General features: G+C 59.2%; 21 protein-coding genes. 15 read left to right on the top strand and 6 right to left on the bottom strand.

The features are described 5' to 3' along the window. Window positions 1–47: 47 nt before the first annotated feature. Window positions 48–299 carry a sulfurtransferase TusA gene (gene tusA, locus ACYZUA_RS11995; RefSeq protein ID WP_007907805.1) on the top strand — a complete coding sequence of 84 codons (252 nt, stop codon included), beginning with the start codon at window positions 48–50 and terminating at the stop codon, window positions 297–299. Here tusA and ACYZUA_RS12000 read toward each other — a convergent pair. Next, window positions 296–1,705 (bottom strand): MATE family efflux transporter, encoded by a 1,410-nt coding sequence (locus tag ACYZUA_RS12000; RefSeq protein WP_461963255.1) that lies wholly within the window; start codon window positions 1,703–1,705, stop codon window positions 296–298. The two genes, tusA and ACYZUA_RS12000, sit on opposite strands and share 4 nt — an antisense overlap. Window positions 1,706–2,032: 327 nt before the next feature. On the opposite strand from ACYZUA_RS12000, the gene pdxB reads away from it, so the two are divergent. Further along, on the top strand, window positions 2,033–3,178 hold the full coding sequence (gene pdxB, locus ACYZUA_RS12005) for a 4-phosphoerythronate dehydrogenase PdxB (protein ID WP_461963256.1): 1,146 nt from the start codon (window positions 2,033–2,035) through the stop codon (window positions 3,176–3,178). 181 nt (window positions 3,179–3,359) lie between these two features. Here the strand turns inward: pdxB and ACYZUA_RS12010 are convergent, their stop codons facing one another. Beyond that, window positions 3,360–3,539 carry a PA1571 family protein gene (locus ACYZUA_RS12010; RefSeq protein ID WP_461963257.1) on the bottom strand — a complete coding sequence of 60 codons (180 nt, stop codon included), beginning with the start codon at window positions 3,537–3,539 and terminating at the stop codon, window positions 3,360–3,362. Window positions 3,540–3,800: 261 nt separating this feature from the next. Between ACYZUA_RS12010 and ACYZUA_RS12015 the strand changes: the two genes are divergently transcribed. Both ACYZUA_RS12015 and ACYZUA_RS12020 read left to right on the top strand, forming a co-directional pair. Further along, window positions 3,801–5,576: an ABC transporter transmembrane domain-containing protein gene (locus ACYZUA_RS12015; RefSeq protein ID WP_461963258.1), complete on the top strand. Its 1,776-nt coding sequence runs from the start codon at window positions 3,801–3,803 to the stop codon at window positions 5,574–5,576. Window positions 5,577–5,644: 68 nt separating this feature from the next. Next, a complete protein-coding gene (locus ACYZUA_RS12020) occupies window positions 5,645–6,040 on the top strand; it encodes a Fic family protein (protein ID WP_461963259.1) in 396 nt (131 codons plus the stop codon). A 72-nt stretch (window positions 6,041–6,112) separates the two neighbouring features. Here the strand turns inward: ACYZUA_RS12020 and ACYZUA_RS12025 are convergent, their stop codons facing one another. Continuing rightward, window positions 6,113–8,041, bottom strand: a complete 1,929-nt coding sequence (locus ACYZUA_RS12025) for a transglycosylase SLT domain-containing protein (protein ID WP_461963260.1) — start codon at window positions 8,039–8,041, stop codon at window positions 6,113–6,115. A 213-nt stretch (window positions 8,042–8,254) separates the two neighbouring features. On the opposite strand from ACYZUA_RS12025, the gene ACYZUA_RS12030 reads away from it, so the two are divergent. Beyond that, entirely contained in the window at window positions 8,255–10,162 is a 1,908-nt protein-coding gene (locus ACYZUA_RS12030) for an ATP-binding cassette domain-containing protein (protein ID WP_461963261.1), read from the top strand. 67 nt (window positions 10,163–10,229) lie between these two features. Here the strand turns inward: ACYZUA_RS12030 and ACYZUA_RS12035 are convergent, their stop codons facing one another. Continuing rightward, window positions 10,230–10,667, bottom strand: coding sequence for a universal stress protein (locus tag ACYZUA_RS12035; RefSeq protein ID WP_008151425.1), 438 nt, complete (start codon window positions 10,665–10,667; stop codon window positions 10,230–10,232). 104 nt (window positions 10,668–10,771) lie between these two features. On the opposite strand from ACYZUA_RS12035, the gene ACYZUA_RS12040 reads away from it, so the two are divergent. From ACYZUA_RS12040 to ACYZUA_RS12070, 7 genes are all read left to right on the top strand, one after another. After that, entirely contained in the window at window positions 10,772–11,209 is a 438-nt protein-coding gene (locus ACYZUA_RS12040) for a hypothetical protein (protein WP_461963262.1), read from the top strand. 539 nt (window positions 11,210–11,748) lie between these two features. Continuing rightward, window positions 11,749–13,896: a fatty acid oxidation complex subunit alpha FadB gene (gene fadB, locus ACYZUA_RS12045; protein WP_461963263.1), complete on the top strand. Its 2,148-nt coding sequence runs from the start codon at window positions 11,749–11,751 to the stop codon at window positions 13,894–13,896. A gap of 29 nt (window positions 13,897–13,925) precedes the next feature. Beyond that, the gene (gene fadA / locus ACYZUA_RS12050; RefSeq protein WP_008007076.1) at window positions 13,926–15,101 is read left to right on the top strand and encodes an acetyl-CoA C-acyltransferase FadA; all 1,176 of its coding nucleotides are present in this window, start codon (window positions 13,926–13,928) and stop codon (window positions 15,099–15,101) included. A 100-nt stretch (window positions 15,102–15,201) separates the two neighbouring features. Further along, window positions 15,202–15,438, top strand: a complete 237-nt coding sequence (locus tag ACYZUA_RS12055; RefSeq protein WP_007953059.1) for a DUF1653 domain-containing protein — start codon at window positions 15,202–15,204, stop codon at window positions 15,436–15,438. A gap of 114 nt (window positions 15,439–15,552) precedes the next feature. Beyond that, window positions 15,553–18,186, top strand: coding sequence for a type I DNA topoisomerase (topA, locus tag ACYZUA_RS12060; RefSeq protein WP_283190372.1), 2,634 nt, complete (start codon window positions 15,553–15,555; stop codon window positions 18,184–18,186). Between the two features lie 140 nt (window positions 18,187–18,326). Then, window positions 18,327–18,851 carry a DUF6586 family protein gene (locus ACYZUA_RS12065; RefSeq protein ID WP_461963264.1) on the top strand — a complete coding sequence of 175 codons (525 nt, stop codon included), beginning with the start codon at window positions 18,327–18,329 and terminating at the stop codon, window positions 18,849–18,851. 153 nt (window positions 18,852–19,004) lie between these two features. Next, window positions 19,005–19,238, top strand: a complete 234-nt coding sequence (locus ACYZUA_RS12070) for a hypothetical protein (RefSeq protein WP_046048057.1) — start codon at window positions 19,005–19,007, stop codon at window positions 19,236–19,238. 90 nt (window positions 19,239–19,328) lie between these two features. On the opposite strand, the gene sulA is transcribed toward ACYZUA_RS12070, so the two are convergent. Together sulA and lexA are read right to left on the bottom strand one after the other, a co-directional pair. After that, window positions 19,329–19,805, bottom strand: a complete 477-nt coding sequence (gene sulA / locus ACYZUA_RS12075; protein WP_283190373.1) for an SOS-induced cell division inhibitor SulA — start codon at window positions 19,803–19,805, stop codon at window positions 19,329–19,331. Between the two features lie 10 nt (window positions 19,806–19,815). Further along, window positions 19,816–20,424 (bottom strand): transcriptional repressor LexA, encoded by a 609-nt coding sequence (lexA, locus tag ACYZUA_RS12080; RefSeq protein WP_007933171.1) that lies wholly within the window; start codon window positions 20,422–20,424, stop codon window positions 19,816–19,818. A gap of 229 nt (window positions 20,425–20,653) precedes the next feature. Here lexA and ACYZUA_RS12085 point away from each other — a divergent pair, with 229 nt between their 5' ends. From ACYZUA_RS12085 to ACYZUA_RS12095, 3 genes are all read left to right on the top strand, one after another. After that, complete coding sequence (locus ACYZUA_RS12085) at window positions 20,654–21,361, top strand: TetR/AcrR family transcriptional regulator (protein ID WP_283190374.1); 708 nt, start codon at window positions 20,654–20,656, stop codon at window positions 21,359–21,361. A gap of 171 nt (window positions 21,362–21,532) precedes the next feature. Beyond that, window positions 21,533–22,531, top strand: coding sequence for a beta-N-acetylhexosaminidase (nagZ, locus tag ACYZUA_RS12090; protein WP_461963957.1), 999 nt, complete (start codon window positions 21,533–21,535; stop codon window positions 22,529–22,531). 12 nt (window positions 22,532–22,543) lie between these two features. Continuing rightward, window positions 22,544–23,281 (top strand): S-methyl-5'-thioinosine phosphorylase, encoded by a 738-nt coding sequence (locus ACYZUA_RS12095; RefSeq protein ID WP_461963265.1) that lies wholly within the window; start codon window positions 22,544–22,546, stop codon window positions 23,279–23,281. Window positions 23,282–23,325: the final 44 nt, after the last annotated feature.

Consider the following 23,325-nt stretch of genomic DNA (forward strand, 5'->3'; position numbering starts at 1 on the left):
AACACCCGGCAATGCGCGACAATGCCGGCAAGTTTCAGGAGTGAATCATGAGTGAAATGATTGATACGCCGGTTGACGGCACCCTCGACGCCACCGGCCTCAACTGCCCGGAACCGGTGATGATGTTGCACCAGCACATCCGTGACCTGGTGCCCGGCGGTCTGCTCAAGGTGATTGCCACCGACCCGTCGACCCGTCGCGACATTCCCAAGTTCTGTGTGTTTCTCGACCACGAACTGGTGGCGCAGCACGAAGAGGCAGGCACCTACCTCTACTGGATCCGCAAGAAACTCGCTTAACCCGCCGAATGGCTGATGCGGATCCGCTTGCGTGCACTGCGCGTCAGGCGGATCGACAGCATCAGTGCCGCGCAACTCAAGCCCACGATCAAACCCTGCCACAGCCCGCTCGGGCCGCTCGGCGCGCCGAACCAATCGGTCAGGCCCAGCGCGTAACCCACCGGCAAACCAATCCCCCAGTAAGCGAACAGCGTCAGGATCATCGTCACCCGCGTGTCCTGATAGCCGCGCAATGCGCCGGCAGCAGTGACCTGGATCGCATCGGAAAACTGGAACAGCGCCGAATACACAATCAGCATCGCCGCGACATGAATCACCGTCGGGTCGGCGGTGTAAATCGCAGCGATGGGTTCACGCAGCAACAGCATCATGCTCGCCGACAGGCACGCATACGCCAGGGCGGTGCCCATGCCGACACCGGCGGCGAAGCGGGCTTCACGCGGCTCCTGACGGCCGAGCGCCTGGCCGACCCGCACGGTCACGGCCATGCCGAGGGAGTAGGGGATCATGAACACCAGCGAGCTGAAGTTCAGCGCGATCTGATGCCCGGCCACTACCGTCGCGCCGAGGCTGCCGATCAGCAGCGCAATCACCGCGAAGATGCTCGACTCGGCGAACACCGCGATGCCGATCGGCAGGCCGATGCCCAGCAGGCGTTTGATCACTGACCATTGCGGCCAGTCAAAACGGCTGAACAACTCACTCGACTGATACGCCGGCGCCCAGCGCTCCCACCCGGCCATGCCCAGCGCCATCACCCACATCACGATCGCCGTGGCCCAGCCGCAACCGACACCGCCCATGGCCGGCACACCGAAGTGGCCATAGATGAAGACGTAGTTCAGCGGAATGTTCAGCGCCAGCCCGCACAGCCCCAACACCATGGCCGGACGCGTGCGCCCCAGGCCGTCACTGAAGCAGCGCAGCACATGGTAGAGCGCGACGGCGGGCAAACCGCTGGCGATGCCATGCAGGTACTGCATGCACGGGCCGATCAATTCGGGGTCGACCTTCATGATGTGCAAAATCGGTTCGGCGCTGAACAGCATGCCGGTCGCCATCAACCCCACCACCAGCGCCAGCCACAGTGCCTGACGCACGATCGGGCCGATTTCGCTGTGGGTTCCGGCACCGAAACGCTGGGCGACTTTCGGGGTCGTGGCCAGCAGCGTGCCGGTCATCAATAGAAACACCGGCACCCAGATCGAGTTGCCCAGCGCCACCGCCGCCAGATCCCGTGGCCCGACCCGGCCCGCCATCACCGCATCGACGAAGCCCATGGCGGTGGTCGCCAATTGCGCGATCATGATCGGCAAGGCCAGGCCGAGCAGGTTTTTCAGCTCCAGGCGAACCCGGGCCGGACGGGTGAGAGAAATAGCGGCGGGGCGGTCAGTCACGGAATTCAAGGGCGAAACGTCCAAAGATGTTGATGCGCAAGGCGGCGCATTCTACGCCCTGACGCAGTGGTCAGGAAAAGTCCTGTGTTGCGGATTTGTAATCGATGCCCGGACGTTGCGACAACGCGGTCCCTGCAGCTGGCGAAGCCTGCGTTCGGCTGCGCAGCAGTCGTAAACCCTGTGCTCGCGGTTTACCTGATACACCGTGCTGCCTGATTTCACGACTGCTGCGCAGCCGAACGCAGGCTTCGCCAGCTGCTACAGGGGCTGTGCAATGCTTGCTGGCTCACACTGGCCATCTCCGCCTACACTGCCGATCCGCCAAAGGAGCCTGCCATGCTGATTGTTGCCGACGAAAATATCCCGCTGCTCGATGCCTTCTTCGAAGGTTTCGGTGAAATCCGCCGGGTGCCGGGACGTTCCATTGACCGCGCCACCGTCGAACAGGCCGATGTGCTGCTGGTGCGCTCGGTGACCAACGTTAACCGCGCGTTGCTCGAAGGCAGCAAGGTACGCTTTGTCGGCACTTGCACCATCGGCACCGATCACCTGGATCTGGATTACTTTCAGCGGGCCGGCATCACCTGGTCCAGCGCACCCGGCTGCAACGCCCGGGGCGTGGTCGACTACGTGCTCGGCAGTCTGCTGACCCTGGCCGAAATCGAAGGCGCCGACCTGACTCAACGCACCTACGGCATCGTCGGTGCCGGTGAAGTGGGCGGTCGGTTGGTCAAGGTTCTGCAAGGTCTGGGCTGGAAAGTGCTGGTCTGCGATCCGCCAAGGCATGCCGCTGAAGGTGGCGATTACGTCAACCTCGAACAGATCATCGAGCAGTGCGATGTCATCAGTCTGCACACGCCGTTGAAGAAACACGGCGCCCAGTTGACCTGGCATCTGCTCGATAAAAACCGTTTGAGCCAGCTCAAACCCGGCACCTGGCTGATCAACGCCAGTCGTGGCCCGGTGGTGGACAATGCCGCGCTGCGCCAGGTGCTGCTGCAACGCGAAGACCTGCAAGCAGTGCTGGATGTTTGGGAAGGTGAGCCTGAGGTCGATGTGGCACTGGCCGAACTCTGTGTGCTGGCGACGTCGCACATTGCCGGTTACAGCCTCGATGGCAGACAGCGTGGCACTGCGCAGATTTATCAGGCGTATTGCGATTTTCTCGGGCAACCGGCACAGATCAGCTTGAACGATTTGCTGCCCGCCCCCTGGTTGTCGCAAGTGACCTTGAACGCTAACAGTGATCCGGCCTGGTCGCTGGCCATGTTGTGCCGTGGCGTGTACGACCCGCGCCGCGACGATGCGGATTTCCGTCGCAGCCTTGTAGGCAATGTGAACGAACAGCGTGCGGCGTTCGATTCACTGCGCAAGCATTATCCGCTGCGGCGTGAGATTGATGGGTTGGCGGTGCGGATCGATGGAGATTCGCCGGCATTGCAGCAGATCGTGGTGGCGTTGGGTGCGCACATTATTCCGTAATTAGCGCTGGCCCTATCGCGGGCAAGCCTTGCTCCTACGGGGTTGCGTCGTTCACGATATGGCGAGCGACATAAAACCTGTAGGCGCAAGGCTTGCCCGCGAAGGCCGCACCGCAAATCCCGGATCAGCACCCATAAAAAACCCGGCCATCAGAGGCCGGGTCAAGAAGACGGTGGCTATATCACTCTTGTTCGGCAGGCTTGACCAATCGCTTTTCCAGTTCGCGGCAAGCGTCCTGGATCATGCCTTCGGTGATCGGTACTTCGTGCCCATCCTTATCGATAATCGAGCAACCCAGAGACTGGTCTGGCTGTGTGCGGATCACTTCAATCTTGCCTTCGCTGCTGTTTTGCAAGGACATTGCCTGTCTCCTCATCAGGTTGTGTGCTTACTGTAGAACCGCCAGGTGACCGGGCTGTGACAACTCCCTGCGATCTTTCCAGGGGCGGTCACATCAGTCCACCAGAAATACGGCGGTGTTGCCACCCGGACTTTAGACCAATACCGTCTAGGACCTAGTCTTTGCGGTCATATTTAACCTGACTCATTATGATTTACAGCGTTCAATCTCATCGACCGGTGTAGGCTTGATCACGTCAAACCCTACTGGTTGCGCCATCGAATGATCTCCATCCTCTCATCCCGTCAACGGCGTGCCATGCGCCTGGCCCTGCGTTTCATCGCGCCTTATCGCTGGCCGGCCGTCGGCGCCTTGCTCGCATTGATCGTCACGGCGGGCATCACCTTGTCCATGGGGCAGGGGATTCGCCTGCTGGTGGATCAGGGTTTCATGACCCAGTCACCGCATTTGCTCAACCAGTCCATCGGCTTGTTTATGTTGCTGGTGGTCGGGCTGGCGATTGGCACCTTTGCGCGTTTCTACCTTGTCTCATGGATCGGCGAGCGGGTTGTCGCGGACATCCGTCGTCAGGTGTTCAACCATCTGATCTACCTGCATCCTGGGTTCTACGAAGACAACCGCAGCTCCGAGATCCAGTCGCGGTTGACCGCTGATACCACACTGCTGCAATCGGTGATCGGCTCTTCGCTGTCGCTGTTTTTGCGCAATCTGTTGATGGTGATCGGCGGGATCGTCCTGCTGTTCATCACCAACCCTAAGCTCACCAGCATCGTGGTGGTCGCGTTGCCGTTGGTGATCGCGCCGATCCTGATCTTCGGCCGTCGGGTGCGTAGCCTGTCGCGCCTGAGCCAGGACCGGATTGCCGATATCGGCAGCTATGTTTCCGAAACCCTGGGCCAGATCAAAACCGTGCAGGCCTACAACCATCAGGTCCAGGACGAGCAGCGCTTTGCCGTAACGGTGGAGGAGGCCTTCGACACAGCTCGCAAGCGGATCTTCCAGCGTGCCTGGCTGATTACCGTGGTGATCGTGCTGGTGCTTGGTGCGGTCGGGGTGATGCTCTGGGTCGGCGGAATGGATGTCATCGCCGGGCGGATTTCCGCGGGCGAGCTGGCAGCGTTTGTGTTTTACAGCCTGATTGTCGGTAGCGCATTCGGCACGTTGAGCGAAGTGATCGGCGAACTGCAGCGTGCCGCTGGCGCCGCCGAGCGGATTGCCGAGTTGCTGCGCTCGGAAAACATTATCCAGTCACCGACTACTGGTCTGGTGACTTTGCCTGAACGGGTGAAAGGTGACCTGGAGCTGCAAGACGTGCGCTTTTCCTACCCGTCGCGTCCCGAAAGCTTTGCGGTCGATGGTTTGAATCTGACGATCAATGCCGGCGAAACCCTCGCGTTAGTCGGGCCGTCCGGTGCCGGCAAGTCGACGGTGTATGACTTGCTGCTGCGCTTTTACGACCCGGCCGAAGGTCGCATCCTGCTCGATGGCGTGCCTCTGACTCAACTCGATCCGTTGGACCTGCGCCGCTGCTTCGCGCTGGTCTCGCAATCCCCGGCGCTGTTCTTTGGCAGCATCGAAGAGAACATCCGCTACGGCAACCCGACGGCCACCCTGGCCCAGGTTCAGGAAGCGGCGAAAATCGCATACGCCCACGACTTCATCGAACAAATGCCCAACGGCTACCAGACTCACTTGGGCGACGCTGGCCTCGGTTTGTCCGGTGGTCAACGTCAGCGCCTGGCCATCGCCCGGGCGCTGCTGGTGGACGCGCCGATCCTGCTGCTGGACGAAGCCACCAGCGCCCTTGACGCCCAGAGCGAACACCTGATCCAGCAAGCCCTGCCGAGCCTGATGAAAAACCGCACCACGCTGGTCATCGCCCACCGGTTGGCCACGGTGAAAAACGCTGACCGGATCGCGGTGATGGACCAAGGGAAACTAGTGGCGGTGGGGACGCATCAGGAATTGATTGCGAGCAACGCGCTGTATGCGCGGTTGGCGGCGTTGCAGTTTAGCGCTGGGCATGAGGCCGCGTGAATGAGAGCTGCTGAATGCTTCCAGGGTCGGGCATTATGTCGGCCTCAGTTGCGAGCCTGGAAAAGGATATGAAGCAGCAGGACGCTTATTACGCGGTATTGTCGGCGGCCGATCAGTTGGCTGAATCGACGCCTTTTGTTGAGTTCATGCTACAGGCGTTGAGTCTCGCGCTTGAGGAAGCGGTCCTTAGTGAATCAGTAAGCGACCCAGTAAGCGACCTGGTAAGCGACCCAGTAGGGAAATTGCTTTCAGCGCTCCATGTTAACGGCCCGCTTAAAATCAGCGACTTAATGACCGAGGTCGGTTTGGTTCACAAAGCGACCTTTCGGGCTAACTACCTCAGGCCCGCATTGGCTGCCGATTTGATTGAAATGACCAATCCCGAGTCGCCAAGCAGCCCGGCTCAAAAATATCGTCTGACCCAGCATGGCAAACGGATTGCCGCACGGCTCAAGTCGGTGTAGACGTTCTGGGCGCGAAAAAAAAATGCCCGCATCAATCGATGCGGGCATTTTTGTCAGTGCTTCAAAGCAGGTTCATTGATCGTCAAAGTAGCGCTCATGCCAATCCACCAGCGGTTGCGGTGAGTTGAGCTTCTGGCCGTAGATCACCGAATACGACAACACGTTTTGCACGTACTGGCGGGTTTCGTCGAACGGAATGCTTTCCACCCACACGTCAAAGCTCAGGTGGTCCGCACCGCGCAGCCACTGACGTACGCGACCGGGGCCGGCGTTGTAGGCGGCGGAGGCGAGGACGCGGTTGCCGTTGAACTGGCTGTGGACCTGGCTCAGGTAAGCGGCGCCGAGCTGGATGTTTTTGTCCGGGTCGAACACTTGCTGCGGCGAGGCCAATGGAATGCTGAACTTGCGCGCAGTTTCCTTGGCGGTGCCGGGCATCAGTTGCATCAGACCGCTGGCGCCAACGCCGGAACGGGCGTCGGCCATGAAGGCACTTTCCTGACGGGTGATCGCGAACACCCAGCTCGAATGCAGGCCGCGAACCTTGGCTTCGCGCACCAGAGTTTCGCGGTGGGCCATCGGGAAGCGGATGTCCAGGTCGTCCCAGTACTTCGCCTGACTGATAGTACGGATCGCCGGGAAATACCATTTCAGGTCGTAGGCCAGTTTCGCCTGGGCGACCATTTCGTCGCGGCTGAAGTGGCGGCTGACGTGGTACCACTCGCGGCGACCATCGACGATCTGTCCGCGAGCATGAAACTCAAGCGCCCGACGCACACCTGGGGTATTGCGAACCTTGTTGATCAGCGCCTGGCTGAGCACCAGCGGTTTGTTGTTCAGCGAGTAGGGCAGCTGCGAGCGATCCGCGGCGAGGAAACCGTAAAAATCACGCTCGCGGGCGAGGCCCTGATACAGCGTCTGCGCTTCCGGGTTCTGCGGCTGCGCCAATTCCAGACTGCGGGCCTGCCAATAGCGCCAGCGATTGGTGGTCGCCAGATCCGGCGGCAGGCGACGAGTCAACTGGTAGGCATCGTCCCAGCGGGCCAGGCGCAGCAGCAGGCGCATACGCCATTCGGACACCGTGTTATCACGCAGTTCCGGGTCGTACTTGGTCATCACGTCCAGCGCGCGGCCGTCGAAGCGTTTGGCGAGAGTCAGCCCGATTTCCCGGGCGATCGCGACTTTTTCGTCACGGGAGAAGTGCATGCTGCTGGCATAACCGTCGAGCATCGCCATGGCCTTGTCCGGGTCTTGTTTGGCCAGGCGGCGCAGGCCGAGGCTGACCACGTCGGACATCGGTTCGTCAGCCGGGGTGAAGCGCGACGGCTGGTTGAGCAGTTCGGGTTTCTGTGCCACATCAATCAGCAAGCGACCGCGAGGGGCGAGGGTGGTCAGGCCGTTGACCAGGCTGTTGGCCAGCGGATAGTTGCGCGCCTGGGCGGCAAGTTTGGTGCGCTCCCAGCGTTTCTGCTCGGTCAACTGGCCTTGGGCAGCCCATTGCCCGAACAGCGCATCGCACGCGGCGGGTTGGGATTTGCCGGTCAGCCAGAGTTTATTGGCGTTGGCGTAGCCCTCGGCTTTCTGGTTATGCCCGATCTGATACTGCGCGTTCAGGCAGTCCAGTTCGGTGAAATTGAGCTTGGGGTCGTAGTACTTGACGAAGGTCGCCCAGTCGCCGCGTTCGGCCAGCCAACGCAGCCAGCGCAACTTCATCCAGTTGGCCTGGGGCAGGTCACCGTGCTCGGCGAGGAATTTCTCGATTTCGGCATTGCTCGCGGTTTTAAGGCGAGCGGTCAGTTCGTCATACGCCAGGTACGGCTCCAGCGGGTAATCGCTGAGGGCCTGGCTGTAACGGAAATAAGGGCCGGTATCCCCCTTGGCGAGGGCACGCTTGGCTTCATCGTAATACTGGCGTTGGGTGGACAGGTCCACCGCCTGGGCGGTTTGAACGGCAGTGGCAGAAAGAAGAAAACAGGATAAAAGACTGAAAAGGCGACTGCGCATGAGACGTCCGGGCAGAGAAATCATGACAAGCGCGGACAATGCCCGCGCTGAATTATCTGTAGCTTAGCCTTTTGCCAGCAGCGGGCGAAAGCTTTGCCGGCCTGTCAGCATCAGTTCGCAACATTTGTCATGCAGAGTGTCGCGAAGGTGAAATTGCCGGCCTTCTGAAGCCTCAAGTCAGGTAGAATGCGCGCCCGGTTTTTGGAGAAGCTCATGACCCTGCTCAAATTCAGCGATGTGTCCCTTGCTTTCGGCGCTATGCCGTTGTTGGACAAGGTGTCCTGGCAGATCGCCCGTGGTGAGCGGGTGTGCATCATCGGCCGCAATGGCACTGGCAAGTCCAGCATGATGAAGCTCGTCAAGGGCGACCAGAAGCCTGATGACGGCTCCGTTTGGCGCGCACCTGGCCTCAAGATTGGCGAATTGCCGCAAGAATTGCCGGTAGCCGACGAGCGGACCGTGTTCGACGTGGTAGCCGAAGGTCTGGACGGTGTCGGCGAGCTGCTCGCGCAGTATCACCACCTGAGCCAGAACATCGTCACCGACGCCGACCTGGACAAACTGATGCACGTCCAGCACGACCTCGAAGCCCGTGACGGCTGGCGTTTGCAGCAATTGGTCGACAGCACCTTGAGCCGTCTGCAGTTGCCGGCCGACAAGACCCTCGCCGAATTGTCCGGCGGCTGGCGTCGTCGCGTCCTGCTGGCCCAGGCTCTGGTTTCCGAACCCGATCTGCTGCTGCTCGACGAACCGACCAACCACTTGGACATCGGTGCAATTGCCTGGCTCGAAGAAGCGCTGAAGGATTTCCAGGGCGCCGTGCTGTTCATCACGCACGACCGTTCATTCCTGCAAAACCTTGCAACCCGCATTCTCGAACTGGATCGCGGTGGCCTGATCGACTGGAACGGCGACTACGCGAGTTTCCTCGTGCACAAAGAGGCCTCGCTGGCCGCTGAAGAAACCGCCAACGCGCTGTTCGACAAAAAACTGGCCCAGGAAGAAGTCTGGATCCGCCAGGGCATCAAGGCCCGTCGCACCCGTAACGAAGGCCGCGTCCGCGCATTGAAAGCCTTGCGCGTCGAGCGCAGCGAACGTCGTGAGCGCACCGGCAAAGCCAACATTCAGCTGGACACTGCTGACAAGTCTGGCAAGCAGGTAATGGTCCTCGACAACGTGAGCTTTGCTCACCCGGGCGGCCCGTTCCTGATCAAGGATTTCTCGATGGTCCTGACGCGCGGCGACCGTATCGGTCTGCTGGGCGCCAACGGTACCGGCAAAACCACTCTGCTGAAGCTGATGCTCAGCGGTCTGCAACCGACCAGCGGCACAGTGGAAGAGGGGACGCGCATCGACGTGGCCTACTTCGACCAGTTGCGCCATCAGCTGGACCTGGAAAAGACCGTAATTGACAACGTTGCAGAAGGTCGCGACTTCATCGATATCGATGGTCAGAGCCGCCACGTGCTGAGCTACCTCGGCGATTTCCTGTTCAGCCCGCAGCGTGCCCGCACGCCGGTGAAGGCGCTGTCAGGTGGTGAACGTGCGCGTCTGTTGCTGGCGAAACTGTTCAGCAAACCGGCGAACCTGCTGGTCCTCGATGAACCGACCAACGACCTTGACGTCGAAACCCTCGAGTTGCTGGAAGAGGTCTTGCTGACCTTCAACGGCACCGTGCTGATGGTCAGCCACGACCGGGCATTCCTCGACAACGTGGTCACCAGCACCCTGGTCTTCGAAGGTGAAGGCAAGGTTCGCGAATACGTCGGTGGTTATCAGGACTGGCTGCGTCAGGGCGGCTCGCCGCGCCTGTTGGGCGTGACCGAGAGCAAGTCCGGCAAGGCCGACCTGACCTCCGCGGTCGTCACAGCCGAAGCTGCTGTCGTCGAAGCACCGGTGGCGAAGAAGAAGCTCAGCTACAAGTTGCAGCGTGAACTGGAAATGTTGCCGGGCCAGATCGAAGCCATGGAACAGCAGATTGCTACCGTTGAGGCGCAAATGGCCGATGCCGGTTTCTATCAGCGTCCTGCTGCCGAGACTGCTGCAGTGATCGCTCAGTTGGAACAGTTGCAAGCAGAGCACGACGTAATGGTCGAGCGCTGGGCCGAGCTGGACGCCTGATTGATCCTGCTATAAAAAAAGCCCGGCGTTCAGTGATGAGCGCCGGGCTTTTCGCAGGAGCTGTGGTTTAGCTTTTGATCAGGCGCACCGCGAGTACATCACAGGGCGCACCATGCAGCACGTCATTGGCAGTCGAACCCAGCAGCAATGCCAGGCCGTGTCGGCCATGGCTGCCCACCACGATCAGGTCGCAGGTTTGTTCCTTGGCCAGGTGATGGATCTCCTGGCGTGGCTGGCCGTAGGTCAAGTGGCTGTATTCCTTGGAGAGTTCCGGATACTTCACGATCAGCCGGTCCAGGCGTTCCTTGGCCTGATCGAACTGCTGTTGTTGCAGTTGTGACAGGTCCATGGGGACGTCGCCGCCAAAGGCCATGGCCATCGGCTCGACAATGTGTACCAGGGACAACTTCGCCCCGTTACTCACCGACAGTTCGCGAGCGCGGTGGATTACAGGATCGCACTCTTCGGTTAGATCTACAGCGACCAGAATGTGGTTGTAGGGCATGAGGTGCTCCTCCTGAGGGTTGCAATATTGGTAAGTATGGCTGGTTTCAAGCGCATTGTTTTCAAAGTGACCCAATGCGCTCATCAAGAATCGGGGGTACAGATATGACGGTCTGGATAGTGGTGTCAATCCTGTTGGTGGTACTGAGTCCGCTGGCATGGTTGCGACCGTCGCGTCACCAGAGCGGCCGCATGGCCCTGCGCATGGAGGCGCGACGCATCGGTTTGGCGATGCAGCTAGCGCCTCAGGACTGGCCGCACTGGCTGAGCAAAGAGCCGCCGAGCCCTTGCGCCCAATACCATCGACCGCGGCGTGGCAATCGGCCGGCGTGCTGGAGTTACTGGCAAAAAGCGCCGGGTGTGTGGGTCAATCAATGGCAGGAGGTTTGCGAGGAACCGACGTTGCTGATTCATTTCGAAAAGTTGCCAGACAACGTTTACAAGGTCGAAGCAGACAAGCAGATGATCACGTTGTATTGGGGCGAAAAGGGCGAAGCGACGGTTTTGCAGGATATTGATGCGGTGCTGAAGGCGCTGGCATAAATCGCGGAAATTTCGGCCGCAATGGCGCGAAACGTCCGGCAGACGGGCAATAAAAAGCCCGACATCATCATCGGGCTGGAGTTGGCCAGGCAGGCCGGTAATTCTGTGTGGCGCTGGTATTACGCTCGGCATTCGCCCAAAGCGTTCATGTTTTTTCCTCAAGGTTCCGCCAGCGTAGCTTGTTAAACAAAGGCTGCAGCGAATTAGGGCGACTTTTCTAACTATTGATCCTATGAATGGAATCACATGCAGCCGCGTGTTGCAGGGCTTCGCGGTACGGAAATGACCGGAAAGTCGCATTTCAACCCGTATTTTGGGCGATTGACAATTGTCGGAAATTCCGTGAAGGTGACATACCCAAATCAAACGGGCGTATGAATTGAGCGTTTGTATTACAGACCGCTCCTACAGAATCCCGACTATCGCGTTGGCGGGTGTGCCGGGTGAATGGGCGTAGCATTGACGTTAAACGTCCTTGCCGAGCCATTCGCCTGCGTCCGACGTGTACTGTTCAGCTTCCATATCGTGGAGATCAGTTGATGATTTACGAAGGTAAAGCCATCACGGTTAAGGCTCTTGAAAGTGGCATCGTCGAATTGAAATTCGACCTCAAGGGTGAGTCCGTCAACAAGTTCAACCGTCTAACCCTGAACGAACTGCGTCAGGCCGTAGACACCATCAAGGCAGATGCTTCGATCAAGGGTGTGATCGTCAGCAGTGGCAAGGACGTGTTCATCGTCGGCGCCGACATCACCGAATTTGTCGAGAACTTCAAGCTGCCTGATGCAGAGCTTGTTGCTGGCAACCTGGAAGCCAACAAGATTTTCAGCGATTTCGAAGACCTCAACGTCCCGACTGTCGCCGCGATCAACGGCATCGCCCTGGGTGGCGGTCTGGAAATGTGCCTGGCGGCGGACTACCGCGTCATGTCCACCAAGGCCAAGATCGGTCTGCCGGAAGTCAAGCTGGGCATCTACCCGGGCTTCGGCGGTACCGTGCGCCTGCCGCGCATCATCGGTGCCGACAACGCCATCGAATGGATTGCCGCCGGCAAGGAAAACCGTCCTGAAGATGCGCTGAAAGTCGGCGCAGTCGACGCAGTGGTTGCTCCCGAGAAACTGCAGGAAGCTGCTCTGGAGCTGATCAAACGCGCCATCTCAGGCGAGTTCGACTACAAGGCCAAGCGTCAGCCGAAGCTTGAAAAGCTCAAGCTCAACGCCATCGAACAAATGATGTCGTTCGAAACCGCCAAGGGTTTCGTGGCCGGTCAAGCGGGCCCGAACTACCCGGCACCGGTCGAAGCGATCAAAACTATCCAGAAAGCCGCGAACTTCGGTCGCGACAAGGCGCTGGAAGTCGAAGCCAGCGGTTTCGTCAAACTGGCCAAGACCTCTGCCGCGCAGAGCTTGATCGGTCTGTTCCTGAACGATCAGGAACTGAAGAAAAAGGCCAAGGCCTACGACGAAATCGCCAAGGACGTGAAGCAGGCTGCCGTATTGGGCGCCGGCATCATGGGTGGCGGTATCGCTTATCAGTCGGCTTCCAAAGGGACGCCGATCCTGATGAAGGACATCAACGAGCACGGCATCGAGCAAGGTCTGGCCGAAGCCGCCAAATTGCTGGTGGGCCGCGTTGATAAAGGTCGCATGACCCCGGCAAAAATGGCTGAAGTGCTCAACGGCATTCGCCCGACCTTGTCCTACGGTGATTTCGGTCACGTTGACCTTGTGGTTGAAGCGGTCGTCGAGAACCCTAAGGTCAAGCAAGCTGTTCTGGCTGAAGTGGAAGACAAAGTCAAAGAGGACACCATCCTCGCGTCCAACACCTCGACCATTTCCATCACTATGCTGGCCAAAGCCCTCAAGCGTCCGGAAAACTTCGTCGGCATGCACTTCTTCAACCCGGTGCACATGATGCCGCTGGTTGAAGTGATTCGTGGCGAGAAGTCCAGCGAAGTGGCCGTTGCCACCACCGTTGCCTACGCCAAGAAAATGGGCAAGAACCCGATCGTCGTCAACGACTGCCCGGGCTTTCTGGTCAACCGCGTGCTGTTTCCGTACTTCGGCGGTTTCGCCAAACTGGTCAGCGCCGGCGTGGACTTCGTCCGCATCGACAAGGTCATGGAAAAATTCGGCTGGCCAATGGGCCCGGCGTACTTGATGGACGTGGTCGGTATCGACACCGGCCACCACGGTCGCGACGTGATGGCTGAAGGCTTCCCGGACCGCATGAAAGACGACCGTCGTTCGGCCATCGACGTGCTGTACGAAGCCAAGCGCCTGGGCCAGAAGAACGGCAAGGGCTTCTACGCCTACGAGACCGACAAGCGCGGCAAGCAGAAGAAAGTCGCCGATCCGTCGGTGCTGGAAGTGCTCAAGCCGATCGTCTTTGAACAGCGCGAAGTCACTGACGAAGACATCATCAACTGGATGATGATCCCGCTGTGCCTGGAAACCGTGCGTTGCCTGGAAGACGGCATTGTCGAAACCGCAGCCGAAGCCGACATGGGTCTGGTCTACGGTATTGGTTTCCCTCCATTCCGTGGCGGTGCACTGCGCTACATCGATTCGATCGGTGTTGCAGAGTTCGTTGCCCTGGCTGACCGGTACGCTGATTTGGGCGCGCTGTACCACCCGACCGCAAAACTGCGTGAAATGGCCAAAACCGGCCAGCGGTTCTTCGGTTAAGCGCCCCCAACTAGAGTGAGAGTGAATATATGAGCTTGAATCCTAGAGACGTCGTGATAGTCGACTTCGGTCGTACTCCGATGGGCCGCTCCAAGGGCGGCATGCACCGCAACACCCGCGCCGAAGACATGTCGGCGCACCTGATCAGTAAACTGCTGGAACGCAACGTCAAGGTTGATCCGAGCGAAGTCGAAGACGTGATCTGGGGCTGTGTGAACCAGACCCTGGAGCAGGGCTGGAACATCGCCCGCATGGCATCCCTGATGACGCAGATCCCGCACACCGCTGCCGGCCAGACCGTCAGCCGTCTGTGTGGTTCGTCGATGAGCGCTCTGCACACTGCTGCGCAAGCGATCATGACCGGCAACGGTGACGTGTTCGTGGTTGGCGGCGTCGAGCATATGGGTCACGTGAGCATGATGCACGGTGTCGATCCGAACCCGCACATGTCGCTGTACGCGGCGAAAGCGTCGGGCATGATGGGTTTGACCGCTGAAATGCTGGGTAAAATGCACGGCATCACTCGCGAACAACAGGACGCTTTCGGCGTGCGCTCCCACCAGCTCGCCCACAAGGCGACCCTGGAAGGTAAGTTCAAAGACGAAATCATCCCGATGCAGGGCTACGACGAGAACGGTTTCCTGAAACTGTTTGACTACGACGAAACCATTCGTCCGGAAACTACCCTGGAAAGCCTGGCGGCTCTGAAGCCAGCGTTCAACCCTAAGGGCGGTACCGTGACAGCCGGTACTTCGTCGCAAATCACCGATGGTGCTTCGTGCATGATCGTGATGTCGGCGCAACGTGCACAGGACCTGGGCATTCAGCCTATGGCGGTGATTCGTTCGATGGCGGTGGCAGGTGTAGATCCGGCAATCATGGGCTATGGTCCAGTACCGGCCACACAAAAAGCACTGAAGCGCGCGGGTCTTGGCATTAACGATATCGACTTCTTCGAGCTCAACGAAGCTTTCGCCGCACAGGCCCTGCCAGTGCTGAAAGATCTGAAAGTGCTCGACAAGATGAACGAGAAGGTTAACCTGCACGGCGGCGCGATCGCCCTGGGTCACCCATTTGGTTGCTCCGGTGCGCGTATCTCCGGCACTCTGCTGAACGTGATGAAGCAAAATGGCGGCACCTTCGGGGTAGCTACCATGTGCATTGGTCTCGGCCAAGGCATCTCCACCGTCTTCGAACGCGTTTAAGCGTTTTCGTTGAAGGAAGCCGGGGCCAAGTGCCCCGGTTTTTGTTTTTCTGAATTTATTTTTGTTTTTATTTTGAAAAGATTTGAGCGAGGGCCAAACCATGCCGATACAACCTGGGCTCTACCAACATTACAAAGGTCCGCAGTACCGCGTATTCAGTGTTGCGCGGCATTCGGAAACTGAAGAAGAAGTGGTCTTCTACCAAGCCCTGTATGGCGATTACGGCTTTTGGGTGCGTCCCTTGAGCATGTTCCTGGAGTCGGTCGAGGTTGACGGCGAACAGGTGCCACGCTTTGCTTTGGTGCAAGCCGAACCGAGCCTTTTTTCCAAGCCATAAGCTGAGTGCGCGCAATACCCTGCGCTTGACCTCACCTTGTAGCCACTATATATAGCGGTGCCGCGTCAGGCGCCAACCGCCTTTCACTTCTAGAATTCAGGAATTTTCTGATCCATGGGCAAATCGCTGGTCATTGTGGAATCCCCGGCTAAGGCCAAGACCATCAACAAGTATCTGGGTAACCAATACGTGGTGAAGTCGAGTATCGGCCATATCCGAGACCTGCCCACCAGCGGTTCGGCTAGCGCCAGCAAAGAGCCAGCCGCCAAGCGCGGCAAGGCCGCTGCGGGTGAAGGTCCGGTGCTCACGCCAAAAGAGAAGGCGCGCAAGCAGCTGGTCTCGCGCATGGGGGTCGATCCCGATCATGGCTGGAAAGCCAAGTACGAGATCCTCCCGGGCAAGGAAAAGGTCATCGAAGAGCTGCGCCGGCTCGCCAAAGATGCTGACACCATCTATCTCGCAACCGACTTGGATCGCGAGGGGGAAGCCATTGCCTGGCACCTGCGCGAAGCCATCGGTGGTGACGACAGCCGCTACAAGCGCGTGGTGTTCAACGAAATCACCAAGAAGGCGATTCAGGAAGCCTTCTCCAAGCCGGGCGAGCTAGACATCGACCGTGTAAACGCCCAACAGGCGCGTCGTTTCCTCGATCGCGTGGTGGGTTACATGGTTTCGCCACTGCTGTGGGCCAAGGTCGCTCGTGGCCTGTCCGCCGGTCGTGTGCAGTCGGTTGCCGTGAAGCTGGTGGTCGAGCGTGAGCGTGAAATCCGCGCGTTCAACCCGGAAGAGTACTGGGAAGTTCATGCCGACCTCGGCACCGCGAAGGGCGCAACCGTGCGCTTTGACGTGGCTCGCGAGAAAGGCGAAGCCTTCAAGCCGCTTAACGAAGCGCAGGCCATGGCCGCGCTGGAGAAGCTCAAGGCTTCCAGCTACAGCATCGTCAAGCGCGAAGACAAGCCGACCAGCAGCAAACCATCGGCACCTTTCATCACGTCCACTCTGCAACAGGCTGCGAGTAACCGCCTGGGCTTCGGCGTGAAGAAAACCATGATGATGGCCCAGCGTCTGTACGAAGCCGGCTACATCACTTACATGCGTACCGACTCCACCAATCTCTCGGTCGATGCCGTGACGATGGCGCGTACTTATATTGAAGGCGAGTTCGGCAAGAAATACCTGCCGGAAAACCCGAACGTCTACAGCAGCAAGGAAGGCGCACAAGAGGCTCACGAAGCGATTCGTCCCTCCGATGCCAATACCGAGCCAAGCAAGTTGTCGGGCATGGAGCGCGATGCAGAGCGGCTCTACGAGCTGATCTGGCGCCAGTTCCTCGCTTGCCAGATGCTGCCGGCCCAATACTTGTCGACCACTGTCACCGTCGGTGCCGGTGACTTCGAGTTGCGCGCCAAAGGCCGCATCCTGAAGTTCGACGGTTACACCCGCGTCATGCCGCAAATTGCCAAGCCTGGTGATGACGACGTGTTGCCGGACATGGCTCAGGGCGACGCGATGAAGCTGATCAAGCTTGATCCGACCCAGCACTTCACCAAGCCGCCGGCGCGTTACTCGGAAGCGAGCCTGGTTAAAGAAATGGAAAAGCGCGGCATCGGTCGTCCTTCGACCTACGCGGCGATCATTTCGACCATCCAGGATCGTGGCTACGTAGCGCTGCACAATCGTCGTTTCTACTCGGAAAAGATGGGCGACATCGTTACCGAGCGTCTGGCCGAGAGCTTCTCCAATCTCATGGACTACGGCTTCACCGCCGGCATGGAAGAGAACCTCGATGACGTTGCTCAGGGTGAGCGCGACTGGAAGAACGTGCTCGACGAGTTCTACGGTGACTTCAAGAAGAAACTTGAAGTAGCCGAAAGCGCCGAAGGCGGCATGCGTGCCAACCAACCGGTGATGACTGACATTCCGTGTGTGCTGTGCAGTCGTCCGATGCAAATTCGTACCGCATCGACCGGCGTGTTCCTCGGCTGCTCGGGCTACAGCCTGCCGCCGAAAGAGCGCTGCAAGGCCACCGTCAACCTCGTGCCGGGTGATGAAATCGCTGCGGACGACGAGGGTGAATCGGAATCGCTGGTGCTGCGTGGCAAGCACCGCTGCCCGATCTGCAGCACGGCGATGGACGCTTACCTGCTGGATGAGAAGCGCAAGCTGCACATCTGCGGCAACAACCCGGATTGCTCTGGCTACGAAATCGAAGAGGGCACTTATCGCATCAAAGGCTACGAAGGTCCGAGCCTGGAATGCGACAAGTGCGGCAGCGAGATGCAGCTCAAGACCGGCCGTTTCGGCAAGTTCTTCGGTTGCACCAATGCGACGTGCAAGAACACCCGCAAACTGCTGAAAAGCGGTGATGCAGCACCGCCGAAGATGGATCCGGTGAAGATGCCTGAGCTGAAGTGCGAAAAGGTCAACGACACCTACATCCTGCGCGACGGTGCTTCCGGCCTGTTCCTGGCGGCCAGTCAATTTCCGAAAAACCGCGAGACGCGTGCTCCGCTGGTCATGGAAATTGTGCCGCACAAGGATGAGATCGATCCGAAGTACCACTTCCTCTGCGAAGCGCCGAAGAAAGATCCAGACGGCTTGCCTGCTGTGATCCGTTACAGCCGTAAAACCAAAGAGCAGTACGTGCAGACTGAAGTCGACGGTAAGCCGACTGGCTGGAAAGCGTACTACGACGGCGGCAAGTGGACGGTTGAAGACAAGCGCCCGGCGAAGGCTGCCAAGGCTTAACAGGTGCTGTACTGAAAAGGCCGCATGACAACCCTCGGGTTTTCATGCGGCCTTTTGTTTTGTACTTGCGGGAAGCGGAGCTGATCCACGACACTGTCTGACCTGCGTGAAGCAATTATTTCGTTGTGGAGGCTGCCGTCATGGCCCACGAACTCTATACCCGTACCAACCAGAAGATTTACTTCGCCGGTCTGTCTCTGGAAGCGCTCGCCAGAGCCGAAGAGGGGCGGGCGATGAACTCCCTTGCGCTGATTCAGGCCGGACGCGAGTCGGCGTTGTTTCACCTGTACGGTGCCCTGTTGGGGCTGTGCCATGAAATCGCCGGTTTCTACCGCTTGCCTCAGGCCAATGCACCTCGGGCCGAGTTGTTGCTGACTCGCGAAGTGCTTGAAGCCATCGCGATTCCGGAAATGGCCGAGATGGTGGAGTTGGTCAATAATTCGGAAACCTGGCTGGCCAAACTGCTTGCGGCCCATGCTGCACTGTTTCAACCTCCACGGGCGCCGCACAAGCCCAAGGGTGACGTGACGCAACCGCTGATCCTGGCCGTAAACCTGGATGAAGAAGAGGCTCCACAAGAGCTGAGCCGGGAAGAGCTGGAGAGCTGGCGTCAGAACCTCAAGGGGCTGGCGATTCGGTTTCGCGAAGGCCTGAACGAGTGCTGAAGGATTGAGCTGAACAATGCATGGCCCGCTGGGTTGTCCGTTCAGGTATGAGAACTGGCGGACCTTCTCTTTGTAGTGGCATCTGGTCAAGATCCCGAGCGAAGCCTGGCCGATGCCTATATAATCCCCGCCTTTCGTGGAGAACAGACCTTTATGCCAACGTCCTTTCTAGAAATTGTCGAGTTACCAGACGGCCGCATCGAGCTGCGCAGGGCTGAGGACGAGGGTTCTCTGGTTACTTTGGATTTCTCCGAGGATGCCAAAGCGTTCTTGCAGGGCCAGCACGTGGAAGTCGCCAAGGCGATGTTGAGCGTCGGCGTTCAGATGGCCGGACGCTTGGTTGAAGGCGATTTCAATACGGACGAGGGGTCGCGGGTTCTTCATTGATCCCATCCGTCGGTTTTTTGCTGATATCGCTATAGGTTGGCTTCTCTATCCTTGGAGAAGCCCCGCGCTGCTCAGCGCGCGCTTTGTTTGTCAGTTACCCAATCGAATATTCAGGCTTTGTGCGTCCCCGGTCCGGGCGGCGCTGATCAACTGTTGCCGTGAAGTTGAGCTCAATGGGTTGAGCCAGCTGACCACCGTGTGACTGCGGCCCAGGCGCAAGGCCTCGCAGGTCAACTGCTGAGCGCTCTGAGTACCGCGCGGTTGCAGCAGCAGGATGCGTTCGCGGTTAAGGCCGGCGTCCCGCAACCAGGCCTGGGTCAGGCTGGCGGGCGGAGCGATCAGCGTCAGCCACCGCGCGTCCTGTTCCTGACTCAGTTCCCTGAGAATCGGCGCAAGCAGGTTCAGGCAGTTCCCGGCTGCACCACGCAGCGACAGCTCGCTGAAGACTTCGGGCTCGGCGCTCCAGGGTAACTCGACCACTTCTTTCAGGATCGGCGCCAAGGGCTGCACCATGAAAGCCTCGAACAACGGCAGTTGGGCTTGCTGTGATGTGTGTGGGAACTGCATAAAGCCTCCTTTAGCGGCGAATGACGCCGACACTCAAGCCTTCGATCACCAGTTCCTGATCTTTCAGGTTCACTTCGATAGGGGCGAATTCAGGGTTTTCGGCAATCAACCAGACCTTGCTGCCATCTCGCTTGAAGCGCTTGACGGTCACTTCATCGCCGATCCGCGCTACTACGATCTGGCCGTTGCGGGCCTCGCGGGTGGTGTGCACTGCCAGCAGGTCACCGTCGAAAATGCCCACGTCCTTCATGCTCATGCCATGAACCCGAAGTAGATAGTCGGCCCGAGGATGGAAGAATGACGGGTTAATGTTGCAGGACTCTTCGATGTGCTGCTGGGCGAGGATCGGAGCACCGGCAGCCACTCGGCCAATGATCGGCAGGGTGGATTCGTCGGCCTTGGCTTCGAAGCCGGGAATGCGAATGCCGCGGGAAGCGCCAGGCGTCATCTCGATCGCACCCTTGCGGGCCAGCGCCTTAAGGTGTTCTTCCGCCGCATTGGGCGACTTGAAACCCAGTTCCTGAGCGATTTCCGCGCGGGTGGGTGGGTAGCCGTTGTCTTCGAGGCAACGTTTGATGAAGGCCAGAATCTCTGCTTGGCGTGGCGTCAGCTTTAGCATATTGATCGCTCTGTCTTTTTATACAGTGACTGGGATTATATACAGTGGAACTGTCTTGGCAATGCCCCTTTTTTTGCCGGCCGCCAGACGGTCGATGAGCCTGCTGATTCACGCTTGCGAGTTGTATGGTTAAATAGCTGACCGACCATTCCCAAAACGAACCGTCAGGCTTGACAAGGCCTGGGCTGAAACGTATGTTTCAAACAAGTGTTTGTCAGGCGGAGTAGCCATGGCCCAGTCGGAAACCGTTGAACGCATTCTTGATGCTGCCGAGCAATTGTTCGCGGAAAAAGGTTTTGCTGAAACCTCATTGCGTCTGATCACCAGCAAGGCCGGTGTCAATCTGGCGGCGGTGAACTATCATTTCGGTTCGAAGAAGGCGCTGATCCAGGCAGTTTTCTCGCGCTTTCTCGGGCCGTTCTGCTTAAGCCTTGACAAAGAACTGGAGCGGCGTCAGGCCAAGCCGGAGAACAAGCCGACGCTTGAAGAGCTGCTGGAAATCCTCGTCGAGCAAGCCCTGGTGGTGCAACCACGCAGCGGCAACGATCTGTCGATTTTCATGCGTTTGCTGGGTCTGGCTTTCAGTCAGAGCCAAGGGCACTTGCGGCGTTATCTGGAAGACATGTACGGCAAGGTGTTCCGCCGCTACATGATGTTGGTCAACGAAGCTGCGCCGCGTATTCCGCCGATTGAGCTGTTCTGGCGCGTGCACTTCATGCTCGGCGCCGCCGCGTTCAGCATGTCCGGTATCAAAGCCCTGCGCGCAATTGCCGAGACCGACTTCGGCGTCAACACCTCCATTGAGCAAGTCATGCGTCTGATGGTGCCGTTCCTGGCAGCAGGCATGCGCGCCGAAACCGGTGTGACCGATGTAGCCATGGCCACCGCGCAGTTGCGTCCGCGCAGCAAATCAACCCCGGTTGCCGCCAAGGTTTAACCCGCACACGGGTGGGCGCGGCAGCTGACATCCGCTAAGCTAGCCGCCCATGCCGACTCTCGTTCTGAACCCGTTCCCCATTTGTATCGCCGACCTGCCGGGCATTTCCCATGGCGGCGATTGCGTGCGAGCCGGGTTTATCGTTATCAAGGAATCTCTATGACTGCTGGCCTGCAAGGCTCGTTGATGGTGGACGTCGCCGGTACCTGGCTGACGGCTGAAGATCGCCAGTTGTTGCGCCAACCCGAAGTGGGCGGCCTGATCATTTTCGCCCGCAATATCGAACACCCCCGCCAGGTGCGCGAGTTGAGCGCCTCAATCCGCGCCATTCGCCCCGATCTGCTGCTGGCAGTCGATCAGGAGGGCGGCCGGGTTCAGCGTTTGCGTCAGGGCTTCGTGCGACTGCCAGCCATGCGCGCCATCGCCGACAACCCGAATGCCGAATACCTGGCCGAACAGTGCGGCTGGCTCATGGCGACTGAAGTGCTGGCCGTCGGCCTCGACCTGAGTTTCGCTCCGGTGCTGGACCTCGACTTCCAGCGCAGCGTCGTGGTCGGTACCCGTTCATTTGAAGGTGATCCTGAGCGTGCAGCGTTGCTGGCGGGAGCCTTCATTCGCGGCATGAACAGCGCCGGCATGGCCGCCACCGGCAAGCACTTTCCCGGTCACGGCTGGGCCGAGGCCGATTCCCACGTTGCGATCCCTGTCGATGAGCGCAGTCTCGACGAAATCCGCACCAATGACCTGGTGCCGTTCGCCCGACTGAGCAAGCAATTGGCTGCGGTCATGCCGGCCCACGTGATCTATCCACAAGTCGATTCCCAGCCTGCCGGCTTCTCCCGCCGCTGGTTGCAGGACATCCTGCGTGGCGAGCTGCAATTTGACGGCGTGATCTTCAGCGATGACTTGTCCATGGCCGGCGCCCATGTGGTCGGCGATGCTGCCAGCCGTATCGAAGCGGCGCTCACTGCCGGTTGCGACATGGGCCTGGTGTGCAACGATCGCGCGGCCGCTGAATTGGCCCTGAGCGCCGCCCAGCGTCTGAAGGTCAAACCGTCCGAGCGCATCGCGCGGATGCGTGGCCAGTCGTACGCCAGCACTGAATACCGTCAAGACCCGCGCTGGCTGACAGCCGTGGGCGCGCTCAAAGATGCTCAACTGATTGATTGAGGACTTTTCGTCATGACGGTTTACGCGATTATCGGCGGCACCGGCCTGACTCAGCTCGAAGGCCTGAGCATTCGTCAGTCACTGGCGGTGGACACGCCGTACGGCGTGCCCTCGGCTGAAGTGCAGATCGGCGAGTACGCCGGCAAGGAAGTGCTGTTTCTTGCGCGCCACGGTCATCCTCACCGTTTTCCGCCGCATCAGGTGAACTACCGCGCCAACCTCTGGGCGCTGAAGCAAGCTGGCGCCGAAGCGATTCTCGCGGTCAACGCGGTGGGTGGGATTCATTCCGCGATGGGGACCGGACATTTCTGCGTGCCGCATCAGTTGATCGATTACAGCAGTGGTCGCGAACACACCTATTTCGCCGATGATCTCGAACAAGTTACCCACATCGATTTCAGCTATCCCTACAGCGAGCCACTGCGTCAGCAGTTGATCGCGGCACTGGCGGCCGAAGGCGTTGGCTACAGCAGTCATGGCGTGTACGCCTGCACTCAAGGGCCACGACTGGAAACCGTCGCTGAAATCGCCAGGCTGGAGCGCGACGGATGCGACATCGTCGGCATGACCGGAATGCCGGAAGCGGCATTGGCTCGCGAGCTGGAACTGGATTACGCCTGTCTGGCGCTGGTAGTAAACCCGGCAGCAGGCAAGTCGACGGCAGTGATCACCATGGCCGAGATCGAGCAAGCGTTGCATGACGGGATGGGCAACGTGAAGTCGACGTTGGCTCGGGTGCTTGCAGGCTGAGTCTTGATACCTGCGAACTACAGTCACTTTCAGAAGCGTTGAAT

The sequence above is a fragment of the Pseudomonas sp. LS2P72 genome (assembly GCF_054897865.1).

Excerpts from the sequence above, each read along its gene's own strand:
- tusA (WP_007907805.1), top strand. The coding sequence starts at position 48 with ATGAGTGAAATGATTGATACGCCGGTTGACGGCACCCTCGACGCCACC.
- pdxB (WP_461963256.1), top strand. The coding sequence starts at position 2,033 with ATGCTGATTGTTGCCGACGAAAATATCCCGCTGCTCGATGCCTTCTTC.
- ACYZUA_RS12010 (WP_461963257.1), bottom strand. The coding sequence starts at position 3,539 with ATGTCCTTGCAAAACAGCAGCGAAGGCAAGATTGAAGTGATCCGCACA.
- ACYZUA_RS12015 (WP_461963258.1), top strand. The coding sequence starts at position 3,801 with ATGATCTCCATCCTCTCATCCCGTCAACGGCGTGCCATGCGCCTGGCC.
- ACYZUA_RS12020 (WP_461963259.1), top strand. The coding sequence starts at position 5,645 with ATGAAGCAGCAGGACGCTTATTACGCGGTATTGTCGGCGGCCGATCAG.
- ACYZUA_RS12025 (WP_461963260.1), bottom strand. The coding sequence starts at position 8,041 with ATGCGCAGTCGCCTTTTCAGTCTTTTATCCTGTTTTCTTCTTTCTGCC.
- ACYZUA_RS12030 (WP_461963261.1), top strand. The coding sequence starts at position 8,255 with ATGACCCTGCTCAAATTCAGCGATGTGTCCCTTGCTTTCGGCGCTATG.
- ACYZUA_RS12035 (WP_008151425.1), bottom strand. The coding sequence starts at position 10,667 with ATGCCCTACAACCACATTCTGGTCGCTGTAGATCTAACCGAAGAGTGC.
- ACYZUA_RS12040 (WP_461963262.1), top strand. The coding sequence starts at position 10,772 with ATGACGGTCTGGATAGTGGTGTCAATCCTGTTGGTGGTACTGAGTCCG.
- fadB (WP_461963263.1), top strand. The coding sequence starts at position 11,749 with ATGATTTACGAAGGTAAAGCCATCACGGTTAAGGCTCTTGAAAGTGGC.
- fadA (WP_008007076.1), top strand. The coding sequence starts at position 13,926 with ATGAGCTTGAATCCTAGAGACGTCGTGATAGTCGACTTCGGTCGTACT.
- ACYZUA_RS12055 (WP_007953059.1), top strand. The coding sequence starts at position 15,202 with ATGCCGATACAACCTGGGCTCTACCAACATTACAAAGGTCCGCAGTAC.
- topA (WP_283190372.1), top strand. The coding sequence starts at position 15,553 with ATGGGCAAATCGCTGGTCATTGTGGAATCCCCGGCTAAGGCCAAGACC.
- ACYZUA_RS12065 (WP_461963264.1), top strand. The coding sequence starts at position 18,327 with ATGGCCCACGAACTCTATACCCGTACCAACCAGAAGATTTACTTCGCC.
- ACYZUA_RS12070 (WP_046048057.1), top strand. The coding sequence starts at position 19,005 with ATGCCAACGTCCTTTCTAGAAATTGTCGAGTTACCAGACGGCCGCATC.
- sulA (WP_283190373.1), bottom strand. The coding sequence starts at position 19,805 with ATGCAGTTCCCACACACATCACAGCAAGCCCAACTGCCGTTGTTCGAG.
- lexA (WP_007933171.1), bottom strand. The coding sequence starts at position 20,424 with ATGCTAAAGCTGACGCCACGCCAAGCAGAGATTCTGGCCTTCATCAAA.
- ACYZUA_RS12085 (WP_283190374.1), top strand. The coding sequence starts at position 20,654 with ATGGCCCAGTCGGAAACCGTTGAACGCATTCTTGATGCTGCCGAGCAA.
- ACYZUA_RS12095 (WP_461963265.1), top strand. The coding sequence starts at position 22,544 with ATGACGGTTTACGCGATTATCGGCGGCACCGGCCTGACTCAGCTCGAA.